The sequence below is a fragment of the Methanobrevibacter sp. genome, assembly GCF_017409525.1.
In the GTDB taxonomy this organism is placed as follows: Archaea; Methanobacteriota; Methanobacteria; order Methanobacteriales; family Methanobacteriaceae; genus Methanocatella.
Genome location: NZ_JAFQSO010000013.1, coordinates 1 through 15,701 on the forward strand (window position 1 = coordinate 1; position 15,701 = coordinate 15,701).

The 15,701-nt window shown below is 34.2% G+C and carries 17 protein-coding genes; all 17 read right to left on the minus strand.

What is annotated here, in order from left to right:
- Positions 1 to 41: 41 nt before the first annotated feature.
- Entirely contained in the window at positions 42 to 449 is a 408-nt protein-coding gene (locus IJE64_RS07290; RefSeq protein WP_292784132.1) for a hypothetical protein, read from the minus strand.
- A 4-nt stretch (positions 450 to 453) separates the two neighbouring features.
- Positions 454 to 1,542 carry a hypothetical protein gene (locus tag IJE64_RS07295; protein WP_292784134.1) on the minus strand — a complete coding sequence of 363 codons (1,089 nt, stop codon included), beginning with the start codon at positions 1,540 to 1,542 and terminating at the stop codon, positions 454 to 456.
- Between the two features lie 100 nt (positions 1,543 to 1,642).
- Positions 1,643 to 1,891 (minus strand): hypothetical protein, encoded by a 249-nt coding sequence (locus IJE64_RS07300; RefSeq protein ID WP_292784137.1) that lies wholly within the window; start codon positions 1,889 to 1,891, stop codon positions 1,643 to 1,645.
- Positions 1,888 to 2,502 (minus strand): hypothetical protein, encoded by a 615-nt coding sequence (locus tag IJE64_RS07305; RefSeq protein WP_292784140.1) that lies wholly within the window; start codon positions 2,500 to 2,502, stop codon positions 1,888 to 1,890. Before IJE64_RS07305 ends, IJE64_RS07300 begins: the two co-directional genes overlap by 4 nt.
- 25 nt (positions 2,503 to 2,527) lie before the next feature.
- Entirely contained in the window at positions 2,528 to 2,944 is a 417-nt protein-coding gene (locus tag IJE64_RS07310) for an HK97-gp10 family putative phage morphogenesis protein (protein WP_292784143.1), read from the minus strand.
- A gap of 1 nt (position 2,945) precedes the next feature.
- Positions 2,946 to 3,287, minus strand: coding sequence for a hypothetical protein (locus IJE64_RS07315; protein ID WP_292784145.1), 342 nt, complete (start codon positions 3,285 to 3,287; stop codon positions 2,946 to 2,948).
- Between the two features lie 3 nt (positions 3,288 to 3,290).
- Entirely contained in the window at positions 3,291 to 3,863 is a 573-nt protein-coding gene (locus IJE64_RS07320) for a hypothetical protein (protein ID WP_292784147.1), read from the minus strand.
- Positions 3,864 to 3,924: 61 nt separating this feature from the next.
- A complete protein-coding gene (locus IJE64_RS07325; RefSeq protein WP_292784148.1) occupies positions 3,925 to 4,317 on the minus strand; it encodes a hypothetical protein in 393 nt (130 codons plus the stop codon).
- A gap of 43 nt (positions 4,318 to 4,360) precedes the next feature.
- On the minus strand, positions 4,361 to 5,443 hold the full coding sequence (locus IJE64_RS07330) for a hypothetical protein (RefSeq protein WP_292784150.1): 1,083 nt from the start codon (positions 5,441 to 5,443) through the stop codon (positions 4,361 to 4,363).
- Positions 5,444 to 5,540: 97 nt separating this feature from the next.
- Positions 5,541 to 6,749: a hypothetical protein gene (locus IJE64_RS07335; protein ID WP_292784152.1), complete on the minus strand. Its 1,209-nt coding sequence runs from the start codon at positions 6,747 to 6,749 to the stop codon at positions 5,541 to 5,543.
- A gap of 1,034 nt (positions 6,750 to 7,783) precedes the next feature.
- Positions 7,784 to 8,053, minus strand: a complete 270-nt coding sequence (locus tag IJE64_RS07340) for a hypothetical protein (RefSeq protein ID WP_292784154.1) — start codon at positions 8,051 to 8,053, stop codon at positions 7,784 to 7,786.
- 56 nt (positions 8,054 to 8,109) lie between these two features.
- The gene (locus tag IJE64_RS07345) at positions 8,110 to 10,917 is read right to left on the minus strand and encodes a phage minor head protein (RefSeq protein ID WP_292784156.1); all 2,808 of its coding nucleotides are present in this window, start codon (positions 10,915 to 10,917) and stop codon (positions 8,110 to 8,112) included.
- On the minus strand, positions 10,914 to 12,248 hold the full coding sequence (locus tag IJE64_RS07350; protein WP_292784158.1) for a phage portal protein: 1,335 nt from the start codon (positions 12,246 to 12,248) through the stop codon (positions 10,914 to 10,916). Before IJE64_RS07350 ends, IJE64_RS07345 begins: the two co-directional genes overlap by 4 nt.
- Before the next feature lie 15 nt (positions 12,249 to 12,263).
- Positions 12,264 to 13,577 carry a PBSX family phage terminase large subunit gene (locus tag IJE64_RS07355; protein WP_292784160.1) on the minus strand — a complete coding sequence of 438 codons (1,314 nt, stop codon included), beginning with the start codon at positions 13,575 to 13,577 and terminating at the stop codon, positions 12,264 to 12,266.
- Entirely contained in the window at positions 13,564 to 13,971 is a 408-nt protein-coding gene (locus IJE64_RS07360) for a hypothetical protein (RefSeq protein ID WP_292784162.1), read from the minus strand. Before IJE64_RS07360 ends, IJE64_RS07355 begins: the two co-directional genes overlap by 14 nt.
- Before the next feature lie 63 nt (positions 13,972 to 14,034).
- The gene (locus IJE64_RS07365; protein ID WP_292784165.1) at positions 14,035 to 15,012 is read right to left on the minus strand and encodes a DNA cytosine methyltransferase; all 978 of its coding nucleotides are present in this window, start codon (positions 15,010 to 15,012) and stop codon (positions 14,035 to 14,037) included.
- Positions 14,978 to 15,619: a ParB N-terminal domain-containing protein gene (locus IJE64_RS07370; RefSeq protein WP_292784168.1), complete on the minus strand. Its 642-nt coding sequence runs from the start codon at positions 15,617 to 15,619 to the stop codon at positions 14,978 to 14,980. Before IJE64_RS07370 ends, IJE64_RS07365 begins: the two co-directional genes overlap by 35 nt.
- Positions 15,620 to 15,701: the final 82 nt, after the last annotated feature.

A 15,701-nucleotide genomic window follows, 5' to 3' on the forward strand; every position in this document is an offset into this window, starting at 1 on the left:
TAAATTTAAATTAAAAAAAAAGAAAAAAATTTTAAGCGGTTTTATTTAGGTTTTTCAACACCTAAAGCATTACCGCTACAATCAATAGTTGTACCATCATCCCCATGACTTTTATTTAACTCAGTAATTTTAGCATGAGTTAAAGTCAACACATGATTGAGTTTTCCACCTTTACCGAAATTATATAATTGTAATGGGAAAACTTTACCAGATAATTTATATTCTAAAAGTAGATCATAAAATTCTGGTTCAACACCAGATAATCCCCATTCAGCAGTGTTCTTTTTAGCAGCTCTGCGAACACCGTCTTCGCTATTGGTTACATACTTAACATCACCACCATCTTCTCCAAGGTCAACATTGTTTTCATTGGAAAGAATGGTTTCCCCGTCAAGTCTCATTTCAGCAAGGTCATATGAATTATTTGTTGGATCAACAGTTATTGCCATAGTATCATGCTCCTAAAGTTGTGTTAGGTGGTTTGATGTACAATTCAAAGTTAATTATTTCAGTAGCATTTACTGGTACAGCCACACCAATAACTTTTAATTCTATTGGATTGGATGCGGATTCTTCAACAAAAATTTGAGTACCATCCATCATGTAACCAGCAAGTATTTTTTCATTTACAAGATGGTCAAGGTCAGCTTGTAAATAAGATAAATTAACTTCGGTTTCATTCCTCTTTAATTGAGGATAAATAACTTCAAACGCATCACGTATTAATTGATCAACATTTCTTCTAGCATGTAATAAACAATCATTAGGTCTATTATCAGATGCTTTCGCAAAACTAGTACTTACCGCTAAATTGATTTTCGGATAAATATTTTTAGCTGGTTTTTCATCATGGTTAAAGATAATACCTGCATTCTGGATTGCATCTTCAACAGTGCTAGTTCTTTCTATGAAAGTGTTTGGTGCAACTGATCTGTAAGGTGCGTATCCTGGTTCTTCACTGTAATGTGTAGTGAAGATTCTTGCACAAGTTTTACCAAATTCATTATATAATCCGACTAATGCACATCTACTATCTTGAACATATTTAGCATTAGTAGCATTAGTTAATGATTTCAATTCATCCATAGTCATGCCATCTACACCAAAGTATAATATACGTGGACTTCCTCTTACTGCGTCAGCAGCAATAGCTGCTAATGCAGAATCAATAAGTGGAATAATTTGTGCTGCAGTATCATCTTTCTCAAAACCAACCAATACTTCAGCAGTTGCATCTCTTTTAATTTTAGCATTTGCAAAAGCAGTAGTGAAAGTAGCAGTAGTTAAAGTAGTTACAGCTTCATTACCGGAACCAGTTGTAGTTCTACCAGTTCCAAGGTCAATAACATAAACGTATGGAACTACAAGGTCACTACTTTCTTTTTGAACATTTTCTTCAAAGAATTTTTTTAAAAATGCAAGTAATGGATTAGTAGATGTATCAGTACCAATACCACCATTAGCCACAGTTTTACATGCTGCACTATAATTTCTAAAAGTCAAAATCCCTGAAGCTGGAGTGGAATTACCAGTAATTCCCATGATAACTGGAATTTCAGCACCATCCCCACCAACAGTTGGATCAGTACTAGTTTCAGAGTATTTTATTTTTGGAGTCTCAGTTAATGTAATTGTCATAGTTTTATGCTCCTAAAAAGTCTTTAACGATTTTATTTAACTCATCCATAGTAATGGAAGGAGTTAAGTCTTCAATACCATATTCTGCTTCTTCAGTACGGTATTGTTGTAATAATCCTGCTTTAGATAACGCACCAACAATCACAAAATTTTCTTCAGGATGTTGTTGCACAGCTTCAAAAAGAATTAACTTTTCTTTAGCTGCTTTAGCAGGAGTTTTATTAGAATTTTTTTCAGATTTTTTCTTAGTCATAATAAACCCTCATCAATTTTAATAGAATCAAATAATCTTCCCCCAATACGATAAAAACTATAATAATCCATCTCTAAACGGAAAATAGTTCGTAGTATTGGTTCCGATGGGTCTAATTCATCTAAATCAGTAACACTATTAATATGAAAACTTGGTTTCGGAATATTGTTAATTTCAAAAAAAGAATGATAGTTTATTAGGTTAGGACATTTACTTTTGTTAGCCCTACTGTTTTGTGAAGTTAACGCTTCACAACATTCATCGGTTACACTACAATGATTAGAATCAAATTCAAAATTAGAACAAGTCGTATAATGATTTTCTTCAGCTTGATTAATACGAAGATAAATAGCATCAATCAAAGATTGTCTTTCTTCTTCAGTATTACACCAAACATTAATCCAAACACTAGCATTATACAGTTTCCTAGAATATTGGATGTTATCAATTTCAACATATTGTCTGCGTTGAAAAGATTCATCTGCAGTTTGAACAGTAACACAAGGAGTTAAATCATTTGGAATAAAACGGCTTCCTGCAAAAATTTTACTGTTATCAACAGGCAGATAATTTCGTAATAAATCGATGAATGCTTTTTCAAGCACATGCATACAAAAAAGAATAATTAATTTTTTTTTAATCTAGTACATCCATAGACTGTAATTCTTCCAGTAAATAATCTTTCAATCTAGGAGCAGCTTTACGTGCAGTACGTGTAACAAATGGATTAGCGGACATTTTACTTGTACCAAATTGTACAAATCCCCAATATAAAACACCATTACTCCGTGCATTACTCCTTAATTCTCCAATACATTTACTAGGTTTTCTTCTATGAATGCTTCGTTGCAAATTACCTGTAGGTTTATATGGAGGATTAGACATTGACATGGAATGTCCAGGTCTTGGAACTTCACGTTTAATAATGTTCTCAGCATCAGCCAGCACATGATCTATACTACGGTCCAATGCATCCTCATAATTAGAACCATTCTTCAATCCTAATTTTTTATAATAAGAATCAGAGAATTCAACTTTCAATGATAAACCCATATTATTCTCCTCTGGAATCATTCCTTAATTTTTGCAACAATACTTCTTTATGTGGTAATAATCCATGATTCCAATTTTCTGGTGTGCCTATAATTTCATATTTAATATTATTAACAACAACCATGTCAGAGTCGTGGATTTCTGTATTTTCATCTAAAATTAATTTATAAGTGTCAGTTAATATTTTACCAAATTCTTTTAAACTGGATGTTGTAGTTAATGGTGAGAAATTCCCTTTGACTGTTTCACGAAGAGTATATTCGTTTTTTGGTCCGTGGAAATCATAATCATCTTCACTGTAAGTGTATAATTCGATTTCTTCATTGGGGAAAAACACAGGCATAATCTACACCAACCATCTTATGCGTGCTGAACTGTAACTTGATTTCAATCCATCAATTCTTGCATAAATCCGATTCCCTAAGCTATTGCTTGTATCATAACTTATGCTTTGTTCAGATTCATGTATACTGGATATTTCACCATTAGTTGTATCCATTGCGGTGAATCCATATAATACCATATCAGATATTAACGGATTGATTTTAGATGAAATAACTTCATCAGAAAGTTTGTTAATATATTCAATAACCAACAAACCAGTATGGATACCATTAAGATAAAATATACCAGAGTTTTCATCAAGGACATAATCATCATCAGTTAATTCAACACCACCAATTTTAAAAGAAGTTACTTTACATACAGGATACCAATCTGATTCAAAGGTGTCATGATTGAAATTTTTAATGATCTGTTTTCTGTTTACTGGTTTAACTGGCAAACCGGTTAATGCAGTGATTTCATTAACTTTCAAATCAATTATGCTTTGTAATTTCTGACAATCCGGCATATCAGAATCAGATATCCCTTGTAATTCTAAATTAGTTTTCAATTGTTCAGGAGTAATTATTGTCAAAATCTAATTCCTCCTTTTCAGGTTATTTTAATCAAAAATAAAAAAATAAAAAAATATATTTTTATCCGTCACCGTTTCCTGCCCGTGGATCAGTTAAACTATTTGCAGTTAAAATTTCTCCAATGTAAGTTACGATATCTGCAACATCATACACCAAAGTATCCTGAGTTTCACCATCACCAACAGCAGCTTTCAAATCAGCAACATCTTTCAATATTCCACCGGCATCATCACCAGAGGCAGCGCCAATAGCAGATTCAATATCTGCTACATCTTTTGCAAGACCACCTGCATGTTCACCAGTAGCAGCACCAACAGCAGTTTCTAATGCTTCAACTTTACCCGCAATAGTGGAATCCCCAGCAGCGGTTGCATCAATTTCAGCAGCAAGAATATCAAAACGGTCTTCTTTACTACCTTTTTGTTTTAAAGATAAATCATTAAATCTAGTCATAATAAATCACAACCCTTAAAAAAAAAATTAAGAAGTGCAAAATCTATGAGTTAGATTTTGCAGTTTTGGTATAAGGTAAAACAATAGTATCGGTGTCTCTGTGGATTTTAGCATCCACATTAGCAACAACAGCAACTCTGTATCCGAGGATGTTGATATCCCATTGGTTGAGTATTTCTGGGTCGTGTAACATACCGAATGCAACATTGGAAGGTTCACCAATGAAAGCATATCTTAAATCAGTTACATTGGAACCATTGCCTTTAGGTAAGCCAGTGGTGGTATCAAATTTCATGGTACCCCATGCGTGACGGGTTTCTCTGAGGATGTTATCTTGTTTAACTTCCATACCCATTACCATAGGGATTTTACCATCTTTCAAGGTAACGTCACCAAATTCAGATTCACGAGCTGCAATGTCTTTAACGATTTTACTGTACATTTGAGGAGGTACAACAGCGTTAGCGTTTTTCATGTTACCGTCTTGGTCAATGTACACTTCGATTGCATTGCATAATGCTTCCAATGCAGTATTGGAATATGCTAATGGTGCGAAACCTGCAGCTGGATTAGTTGCATCTGCAGCAATAGCTTTTGCTTGAGCTAATAATCCATTGTTAGTTGCAAAACCAGTTGCTTCACCAGTTTGAGTAGTTACAGTTGAGTCAGCGAAAACACCGAATCTTTCTACAGCAGGACCAGTTTGTTCACCAACATAACTAGTGTAGATTGACAAGAATTCTTCATCAGCAATGTTTTCTAATAAGAAGTTTCTGCTGATGCTGGTCATAGCTTGTAAAGGTACAGCTAATAATTGTTTCCTGGTGAATTTAGGTACGGTTTCGTTAGATGTTATGTCGGTACTTGCACCAGTAGTGGTGTCTCTTTGTGCATCGAAATCGAGGTTGATTTCAAGATCATCTAAATCGTACATTAATGATTTCATGGTTATTACACGGGATTGTTTTAAAAGTTCAGGTTCTTTTTGAACAGGGGTGTAGAAATCATTTTCAAATTCAGGTTCAGCCCAAGCAGGGTTTAATTTACCATTTGCATCGAATGCTCCGTCAGCAAATTTCACATTAAAGTTTTGTTCATTTAAAATTCTTTCTTCTAAAGATATCATAAAAATTATCTCCTAAAAAAATTTTTTTATATATAAAAAAGCGGGAATAGTTTAAAAAAAAATTTAACTAAAACTATTTTGAAAATTTAAAAATTAATTAGATGTAATCTAAGTTTCTACCGTACATATCACGTTTGATTTCATCATCAGCGGATTTTTCTTCTAATTTACGGGTAGATTTTTTAGATTGTTCTTTTCTGAATTGGTCATATTTTGACATGAAGGATTTACTGTTCATTTGTTTGACGAGTTCATCATGGATTTTTTCATCCATTGATTTTTCATCAATCTCTTCTTCTTCATCTTCAGTAGTTTCTTCTTCAAGTTCAGATTCGTCTTTTTCTTCTTCTTCGAGTTCACCGTTTTCAGGTTCGCTTATTCCTGGTTCTGTTTTGACTTCTTCTTCTTCAGTTTCAATGACTTCAGATTCGTCTTTGCATTCTTCTTTGACAGGAAGTTCTTTTTCATCAACAGTTTCATCAGCAGCTTCTTCTTGAACAGTTTGTGTAGCTTTGAATTCTGCAATTAATCTTTCTGTGATTTCTTCGGCAGTTTTACTTGCAACATCGCTAGCTATTGTTTCAAGTTCTGGTTTAAGATTGTCGATTATGCGAGGTTCTAATTCTGCGGTGACCTCGTTTAACAAATCTTTTACTTGATTTAATTGTGTGTCAGATAAACCAGCATCGTCAATGTCTTTGTCTTCTACTGGTTCTTCTGGAATTTTTTCTTCAATTTTATCATTGTCTTTGTTTTCCATTGTTTCACCATCATCATTTGTTATCGCATGATAACATGCACCAGTCAAACAGTTGCTGGCTATCAAATTTTGGCTTTTGTACTCGACAGTACCGTAGGTGTCCCAGTTCATTGGGATATAGGTTAGAGTAATGTCTTTCAAGTCGTAATCAACAATTAATAGGCCTTCGGGTACTCTTTGTTTCTTAGGGAATCCGCTTATGCTGAAACCAAAGTTCATGCCTATGTCGAGGCGTTCTTTTATTCCTTTTGCATATTCTGATAGGATTTTTCCTTTGATCCAGAGTTGGTTATCGTCCACCCATGCTTCGATAACTGCTCCTATTCCACCTTCGTAGTGCCGGTTGTGGTCTCTGTATATGTTGATTCCAACGGCTTGTTTTGCTAATGATTCTAAAACTTCTGGTGATACGATTTCATTAGCATAGTCTTTGTTGGTGGTGGATGCAACACCTATTATTGTTAATGTTCCATCGTCGTTCATGTCGTAGGATTTTGATTCGATGGGTAATCCATAGACACGATATTCTAAAGCTTCGGTTGTCATTTTGTATCACAAAAAATGTTTTTTTTAAATTTGGAGTGTTCTTTTCACTAGCTTAAAAGTGAATTAAAAAATGAGGTAGGGATTTCTAAGCGTAGCTAAGATGGGTTAAATTACTTCATTTTTTTAAAGAACATGTGAATTGAAAAAAAATAATAATATTGATTTTAAAGGAGGTGAAAAAGGATTAATAAAAGAAAAATTGAGAGAGATAAAAAATTTTCATTATTAATCCTTTTTAGGACTGCATACGTAGATTTTATATACAGGACGTGAAAGAGTGAAGGAGGATATGTGATATGATTCCCGTTAATCCTTATGATGAGAATTAGTGAGTGAAAAGGATTATTGTGTTTTTTCTCATATCATGTTCCTCCTTCTCTGATTTTTTCATAGGTTTTGTCGCAAAAGACGCAGAAAGCAGAGTCGCAGTTTTGTAGATATGTGGGGGAAAATATGAGGATAGTTTTATGACATAACGTTTTATCCCCTGTATGTTTGGTCAAACAAAGAGTGAGGAAACTCTATTTATTTTTGGTTGACATTTAGTGTAAATGTCGTTCGATGTTAGAAATTGCGTACATTGAATAGTTTAGCCACTTGTTCAGGTGGAATCATTTTAAGGTAGCGAAATGACTTTGAACTTATGATTTAGATTATTTTATTATTTAGAGATGGGCAGTTTTTTGATAATGGAGAAACTGCTTTTTTCAAGGGTCTAAAAAACTCCAATTCGTACTTTTATATCCTTTAAAATTTCGGAGATTATATTTTTGCATATTTTTAAAAATGGTTTTTTATTTGACAGAAGAATATTTTTTTTTTACACCATTTTTTTTGTTGTGATGATTTGAGGGTTTGAACCTCATGTTTTTTGTAATCATCATATGATATTTTGTTGGTGGTTTGAAACAATTGTAACTTTGTAAATTATTTTTTACATTAGTGGTAGTCTATTAAAAAAGGCCACAATCCTTCACTCAAAGATCATGACCTCAAAAATAAACTAATGCAGAATAAAAGAATTAAAAACAAGATTAAGTAACACTAATTTGAATACCATCCTTATCATAACCCCCACCTTTACCAGGTAAACCTGGAGCAGGAGAAACAGTATACCACAGAGCCTCATCAGCAGTTTCACTAATAAGAAGCTCATGCAAATCATCTTCAAAACGATAAAAAGTATCATCCTCAAACTTCTCAGTAGAATAAGAATCATAACTTCCTTCTACTTCAATATTAAGAATATTATCAGATAGTTTAAGGAATAAACCAAATTTATCAAGTAAATCTTTAACAAGCATGGTAATTCTCCAATTGATACTTATTAATAGGTTATACACAATCACTATATATACTTTTAGATATAAGTGAAATCAGTTGGCTTAAGACTTCTCCATTTTTCAACTGCCCAATTGTAGGTAATCCAGTGAAGTTTAATCCACTCATCCCAATAAACCATATCATACCCATAAGGATTAACTTTCCTTTGCATGGTAGCTTGAGACTTATCAGATAAATCATCCATTGCAGCCATCGAACCAGTTTCAGCCCAATTCTCAGAGATATCTATATTACGCCAACCATCACCATACCAGGAACAATGCTCAACAGGATAACCATTATCACGTAACCATTTCTCTTCTTTCTTAACAATCTCTTTCCACTCTTTAGTGGAACAGATTCCATATTCACGGCGGTTTAATCTTTCACGTGCATCCCATACTTCAGCACTAGAATATTTCTGAGGATTCTTAACTGCATCAATCAATTCTTTTTTAATTAAACTGAAATCAAGACAATGACTCATTTCATGATACATGGTTTGTCTAACATTACCCCTTTCGGTTTGAATTCTGTTAAATGAATTAGGCAATATCCTAACTCGCTTATCAGTATATCTAGTATAACCTAAAGTACGTCGTTTATTCTCATTAACAAAGTCAATTCCCCTTGTTGCGAATTTAAAAATCTCTGGGGCTTCTTTATACATCTTAATGATTTCTTTCAAATCATAAGTACATTTACCGGAGTTGGTATTATCAATATATTTTTTAGCTCCAGTATTCTTTGTGAAATAAACATCAAAAGTAATTTCAACATCATGATTAATTGTCTTACCAGTCTTAGTATCAGTATAAGTTAAGTGATCTGTAAACTTCTGAGTTGGCCTACCTTTACCATCAACACCACGCTCATAATCCAATCCATAATATGCTGCAACATCTTCAGGAGTTTTCAAGTTATCATAATTCAATTCAGATGTTGGTTTGGATTGTTTAGTCTTAGGTTGACTATTAGTTTTTCTTTTACGAGGTTCTTTATAATCTTCACGATATCCTCTGCGGATACTGAATCCACGGTCAACCCATTCACGAGTATTGAATTCTTTAAGTAAGGTATCACCATAAGTTTTATCATATAACTCTTTTAACTGTTTATCATCAAGTTTGTTCTGTGATTTGGCTTCAATAACTTTCTTGGTAGCAGCTAATTCAGCTTTTTTAAATACCACATCAACTTCATATTGGCCATGATTAACAGTATGTAAATCTAATTTTTCTGGAGTTCGAATATACCATAATTCTTTATCAGAAACAATTATATGATCTCCACCAGATAATGCTCTTGAATATTTTATATCAGTTTCACTAGGGAATGTTTGACCCTCACTATTGGATATGGTTCGGATGCTGTTGAAAGGTTTATCAACATAATAATCTCGGAATTGGATGACTCCTTGTTTTCCTCTGATTTCTTTACCGATTAATTCTCCAGTTTCTGGATTGAATTCATATCCATATCTGTTTTTGTTTTTGACTTTTTTACTGGACCATTTCAGGACTTCATCTAAAGCTTCATCTGTTAATGGTAAGTCTTTTTTCAAGTCAGATACTTTTTCATCATATTTGACTTCAGGTAAAGGTTCCGGTTCCGGTTTAGGTTCATCCGGTTTATGTTTACCAATCGGCTTTTCCTTTTTAGGTTTAGGAGCTGGTTTAGGTTTTGGATGTGCATCATTACCTAAAGCTTTCTTTTTCAATTCATTGAATTTCTTTTTAAGAAAAGCTAAACGTTTCTGATGTTTAGCTATTTCCTCTGCAGGAGCATTAGGATTATTCTTCAACCATTCTTCCTGTTTAGGAATATTACGTTTATAATTCTCATACTTCTCACGTTCACCCGGACGCAAATTTTTCATCAACTGTTCCCGTGTAGGTTCAGGTAAACCATCTTCAGCAAACCTAATCTCAGCAGAAGTAGGAGTTAAATTAATAATCGGCGGATTATCCGGAGCATCCTGTTTAGTTTCCCAAACAGTTAAATAAGTACATCTACAAAACGGATGAAATGGAGGAAAATGTCCACCTTTAATAAGTTTAACAATATCATGAACTTTTTCTCTTTTAAGTAAACCTGGTGAAAAAACACGAGGTTCATCATTATTAAACTTATAAGCATACTCAAGACAAGTAGTGCAAACATCATCATCTTCAGCAGTTAAAAGTTTAACCTGAGTATAACCCTCATTAACATAAGACTGCAACATACCAGTATTCTGCATACGACTGGTTTCAGTTTTAGCTATCATTGTAGCTCTTTGACGTGCAGAAAATGGTGAACCATCTAAACGTGTAACACCGGCTTTAGTTAATGTTCTGGATAAGTTATATGGGTTTTCACCAGTAATAATCCCTTGTAAGATTTTATATTTAACAGTGGAATGTAAATCATTAGTTAAATTTTTAATTAAATCAAAATTATAATCTTTAGCTAAGCGGATAGCTTGAATATCCGCATCAGTATAACGGATAGTTTCTCGGATATTATTGTATCCTCTTTTTTTACCAGCATCGTATATTGCATCTAATAAGTCATCTACTTTCTCATAATGATTATCAAATATAGTATCCCATGCATCTTCTAAGGCATCGAAGATTTCTTTTTCAATATCAGCATCTTTCAGGAATAATTGATGGGCTTCTTCACTATCTAACCAGTCAATACTTGCACCTAAATCAGTGTCGATTAGATCAGAAATCATTTGATAGAATTGTTTTGCATGATTATCTTCCATGCTTTTACTGTCAAATAATTCCCATAAATCCAACTCATTTATTAATAGTTGATTTGTTAATGCGTGACTATCAGTAGTAAGAGTGGTCATTTGTATTCATTCCTTATTCTTTCCATGAGTAAAGCTTTCTGTAAATTCTTATTTTCTAATTTTAAGCTTTTTTGCTCTGTATTGAATAGTTGGTTGACACCGGCTTGGCCGTATCCTAATGGTTCGTTACCCCAATCAACTGGGTCCCATCCATAAGTCTTACGGATTTCATTTACAGTACGTATTCCATCACGTATCTGGGTTGATTCAATGTTGGCACGTTTCAATTCATCTTCAATATCCATTTCATTGAATTCAAAGACTTCATCAAAACCATTACTGCCTAATGCCTTGTTGAATGCAGATTCATAAAACTTGGCCTTGGCGTTCATGACATTTTTGAATTGTTCTTTTTGAGCTTCACCATTACCGCTTCCGAGATTGGCGGTTTCGATTACACCAATCATTGCAGGTGGAACACGGAATAAACTGATTATCATGTCACGGCACATATTCATCATATTAACATAATCCATATCCTTATTATTCACATTAGCAGATTGGTAAGATGCTCCTTTAACGGCTAGCATTCCACCATGCTTATTCACTTGTGATTGGATCATAGCTTGTAAACGTAACAGTTCAGCATTGAATTCATCATTATTAATATCCTTATCAAAGGATAATATTGCGGTTGGATCAATACCCTCATTCTCCATGAGCTTCTGATTATAATCCAATCCAAGCCACATCATCAATAATGGTTTTTGGATTTTCTCCAATTTAGATTCACCAAATTTAGATTCACGGAAATTAATGCTTGGTTCGTAGATATGGATTAATTCTTCAGGTTCATATCTGATATTTGGTTTGTTCCTGAAACCATACTGGTCAGTATCATCAAACCATCTAAGCAAGCTTGCAGGGACATATTGTAATCCGTTTATGATATGGTAATTGTTATGGTCGTAATCGAATTCTTCATAGTTGACTTCAATGAAAGTGTCTCCAACTAATTCGAATGAGTTTACGATTTGTTTAATGAATACTGGGAATGTTAAACTTGATTGATTAGCTTCTGGGCTATTGAATAAATTTGTAAGGTATCTTACATTATTTACATTAACATGAAATTCATCAGGGTTGTTTATTTTAAATCCATTAATCAGGAATGTGTCGCTGATTGCGTTTACACAACTGTAGACATATGGATTGTCTTGAGCTTGTTTGAAGAAACCATAATGTCCAGCTGTTTTATTTACTGTATTAAATAAGAAATGATAATCACGGACATATTGTTGGAATAAACTATCCGTGTATGGTTTTCGGAGTACTGGCATTACAGCATTCCTGAATTTGGATTTTATATTCATGCGAAAATTATCTAACATAAAAATGATTCTCCTTTAAAAGTAGATTACACCTAATGGTGTTGCAGGGGTTGTTATATTAGCTGGACCATATAGTCCGCCTCTCCACATGTCGGGGCAGTGGTCGTTTATTTTTAATGGTTTGTCTTCACCACGTTGTTGGGCTCTTTTATCCCAACTGTAAGTCTGTGCTTGGCTTATGCTATTGACACAGTCTTGATGTATTAAGAATTTATTGTTAGCTATTAAGTCTTGGGTTTTCTTAATATCTTCATATGTATCTGGTACATAGGTTTTGATTTTGATTTTAACTCGACTGTCTTTTTGACAAGCCGTTTTTAATGATGCTGCGTCGTGTGGTAGGTAGATGCTATTGTTTTCGTTTAATTGGTATTTGTCTTGTAATCTGACAATATCATCGACCCTTTCAGAGTCTGATTGTGCTACTCCAATATCTTCTTTATCGTAGTAGGTTTCCTCGAGTAAGTAATAGGTGTTGCCTTGATTGAGGTCTCTGTGTATGCCCATTACTCCGAAGGTTGTGACTGTACTGACTCCGTAGTCGCAGCATAAGTTAATCTCATGAATTTTTTGAGTTTCTGGGAATTCATCTTTCAAGTAATTCCATGTGAAAACATTTGCTTTGGTGTCGAACATGTCATAGATTGCTCCTTCGGCAATAACCCATTCACCGAGAATGTTTCTTTTGTAGAAGACTTCACTTTTCTGATTAACACGTTTCAATTCTTCCACATATTCCGGTGGTAAGTTTGGATTATCATCCAAGAGGAACTTCCATGTCTTGACAGTTCCGGCTTTTAATAATTCATGGTCGTTAATGTAATTAGTGAAAATATAATGATAAGGACTGTCTGGGTTGGTATTCCAGAACATTTTTGCACCGGTATCACTGCAACGTGATACGGCCATCTCTACTGCGGATTGTGGACATCTTGCTATCTCATCAGCATACCATCCACCAACACTCATTCCTGCGATGACGTCTACGGCTTTCTCATCATTGAATCCCATGCAATAGCATATTTTATCTTCAATGTATAATTCACCGTCATATTCTTTATATTCATGTGGAATATCTTCGGTGTTCATCATTGCAAGTAATGGATTGATAACATTCCTTTTCAATGATTTTGAAGTTTTTCCACTTATCAAAAATTCATGGGATTTTGATTCAGCTAAGAATGTTAACCATCTTGCATTGCAGGTGATTGTTTTTCCGGACCTTACTGATCCATGAGCAATGTTAATCCAAGCATCTGAGTTTTCAAGAAAATTTATGGCTGTTCTTCCGAATTCACCATATTCGAAATAATTCTTAGTTGGTCTCATATTCTCGCCTATGCTTCTCTTTACTTGCAGATATGGCATCAGCAAGACCAGTTAAACCTTTGTGAGTAACATCGGCTTCGATTTTATCTCGTTTTCCATACAAGTTTGGATGTCTTCTTTCAAGCATCCATGCTGCAGCTTGCCAATGTTCCATACTGGCGCTTGTTATTACTTGCTCAAAATTATGCAATGCTTTTGCTTTTGCTTTATCAACACATTCTTTGAACTTAACAAACTTGGTTCGACCTTTAGCATTCTCTGCTCTGTCAATCCAATTGTAATAAGTTTTTTCAGATATACCTACGTATCCACATGCACCAAGAATACTATCCCCATTCTCAATTGCCTCACAAAACTTCTCTTGCAATTCTGGAGTTAATTTAGTCTTAGCCATAAGGATTACCCTCCTCTTTTTTTTAATACTGTAATAACTGAAAATAATAAAAAAAAAATAAAGTTAAATTTTCTCCAAGACATTCACTCGGATATGCTCTGCAATGGCCCTCATCAAGTTAGGTGGTACACTATTACCAATACGTTCTTTGACTTGATTATCCGAACCAATCCAATTGAATTCATTATCCTCATATGTGAAAGATTGCAATATGCTTAACTCTTTAACATCTAATTCACGATTCTCTTTATAGTGAACTAATTGAGGTTTACGTGTAATGGTTGGACATGGCCTATTCGGTAATAATCTGTAAATATCCCTGGTCTTAGTTGGGAAGTTAGGAACATCACCACTCTTTTGACCTGGACGTAAATATCTTGCATATCTTGTGATGCTTGAATTATTAGGTTTAATCTTACCCTCCAAATGTCCAATACTCTGTTTACAGGTTATTGGTTTATTTTGAGGTTTCGGATGTGACGCCGGTATGCCCAAATCTTTACGAACACCAATGAATATCATCCTCTGCCGACTAGTTGGACAATTATAATATTGGGCATTCATCAGTTTGGCCCTGACATCATAACCTGAGTTTTTCAATTCATGTAGGATGTCTTTGAAGATGATCTTCATATTACCTTTAACCATACCAGAAACATTTTCCATCACGAATGTCTTTGGATATAATCCACGTAATAATCGGACGTATTCATGGTATAGTTGGTTTTTGGTATCGCAGAAGTCACGGGCTCCAGCAGTACTGAATCCTTGACATGGTGGTGACCCGTCGAAGAGGTCTAGTTCTCCTGGTATTAATCCAGTTATGTCAAGGACTTTTTCAACACTTAACTTATGGATGTCACCATAATAGATTGGTGTATTTGGGAAGTTCTTTTGATAAGTTGCTACGGCATGTGTATCCATTTCAACTGCTAACAGGACATCATATCCTGCTAGTTTATATCCATATGATGAGCCTCCGCATCCGCTAAATGTTGATATAACCTTAGGTTTCGGAGTAGTCTTGTTTTGGGATTTCATACCCACACCTTGGACAAGTGACTGTTTCAATACCGTCAGCTATGGATTCATCGTATTCTGGTTCGTCTTCAGGGATTATCATATTTGTGTCTAAGTTGATATCCTCTTCAGTAGTTGTGGAGGTTTCTTCAACAGTAGCCTTTTCATTTAATCCTTGGAAGCCAAGAATATCTTCATTGTTGAATCCTGTTATGTTTGTGTTGAATCCTGATTCAGTTAAATCATTGAATATTTGGACGAGTTTGTTTCCATCGAATGTTCCCTGTACCTTGGTATTGTTTAATACTAGGTTGAGGGCTTTTTCCATGTCTTCTGAATCTAATGTGATGTCATTGTCTGGGAATACCCATCCGTATGAATCATTTAACTTCAATAAGTTTAGTTCAGCATATAAATCATTGTCGAGGAGGTATTGTTCCCATAATATTTGGAATCTTTGATGTCCTCCGATTATTTGATTTTCATTTTGCAGATTAATTAGTATTGGTTCAACTATTCCAAAGTTATCAATACTATTTTTTAATCTTGTTTTTTCATCATCTGTGATTGTTCTAGGGTTGTATCCTGCTGGGGATATATCAATGATTTTTATTTTTTCTATTTGCATTTTAGTTGTCCTCCGATTAAAATATCGATATATACCAAACCCTTATTTTCATTAAATCATGATTTAATGAGTATGAAAAAAA

What these genes read in the sequence shown, in the direction of transcription:
- IJE64_RS07290 (WP_292784132.1), bottom strand. Translation starts at nt 449, where the DNA reads ATGGCAATAACTGTTGATCCAACAAATAATTCATATGACCTTGCTGAA.
- IJE64_RS07295 (WP_292784134.1), bottom strand. Translation starts at nt 1,542, where the DNA reads ATGGGAATTACTGGTAATTCCACTCCAGCTTCAGGGATTTTGACTTTT.
- IJE64_RS07300 (WP_292784137.1), bottom strand. Translation starts at nt 1,891, where the DNA reads ATGACTAAGAAAAAATCTGAAAAAAATTCTAATAAAACTCCTGCTAAA.
- IJE64_RS07305 (WP_292784140.1), bottom strand. Translation starts at nt 2,502, where the DNA reads ATGCATGTGCTTGAAAAAGCATTCATCGATTTATTACGAAATTATCTG.
- IJE64_RS07310 (WP_292784143.1), bottom strand. Translation starts at nt 2,944, where the DNA reads ATGGGTTTATCATTGAAAGTTGAATTCTCTGATTCTTATTATAAAAAA.
- IJE64_RS07315 (WP_292784145.1), bottom strand. Translation starts at nt 3,287, where the DNA reads ATGCCTGTGTTTTTCCCCAATGAAGAAATCGAATTATACACTTACAGT.
- IJE64_RS07325 (WP_292784148.1), bottom strand. Translation starts at nt 4,317, where the DNA reads ATGACTAGATTTAATGATTTATCTTTAAAACAAAAAGGTAGTAAAGAA.
- IJE64_RS07330 (WP_292784150.1), bottom strand. Translation starts at nt 5,443, where the DNA reads ATGATATCTTTAGAAGAAAGAATTTTAAATGAACAAAACTTTAATGTG.
- IJE64_RS07335 (WP_292784152.1), bottom strand. Translation starts at nt 6,749, where the DNA reads ATGACAACCGAAGCTTTAGAATATCGTGTCTATGGATTACCCATCGAA.
- IJE64_RS07340 (WP_292784154.1), bottom strand. Translation starts at nt 8,053, where the DNA reads ATGCTTGTTAAAGATTTACTTGATAAATTTGGTTTATTCCTTAAACTA.
- IJE64_RS07345 (WP_292784156.1), bottom strand. Translation starts at nt 10,917, where the DNA reads ATGACCACTCTTACTACTGATAGTCACGCATTAACAAATCAACTATTA.
- IJE64_RS07350 (WP_292784158.1), bottom strand. Translation starts at nt 12,248, where the DNA reads ATGTTAGATAATTTTCGCATGAATATAAAATCCAAATTCAGGAATGCT.
- IJE64_RS07355 (WP_292784160.1), bottom strand. Translation starts at nt 13,577, where the DNA reads ATGAGACCAACTAAGAATTATTTCGAATATGGTGAATTCGGAAGAACA.
- IJE64_RS07360 (WP_292784162.1), bottom strand. Translation starts at nt 13,971, where the DNA reads ATGGCTAAGACTAAATTAACTCCAGAATTGCAAGAGAAGTTTTGTGAG.
- IJE64_RS07365 (WP_292784165.1), bottom strand. Translation starts at nt 15,012, where the DNA reads ATGAAATCCCAAAACAAGACTACTCCGAAACCTAAGGTTATATCAACA.
- IJE64_RS07370 (WP_292784168.1), bottom strand. Translation starts at nt 15,619, where the DNA reads ATGCAAATAGAAAAAATAAAAATCATTGATATATCCCCAGCAGGATAC.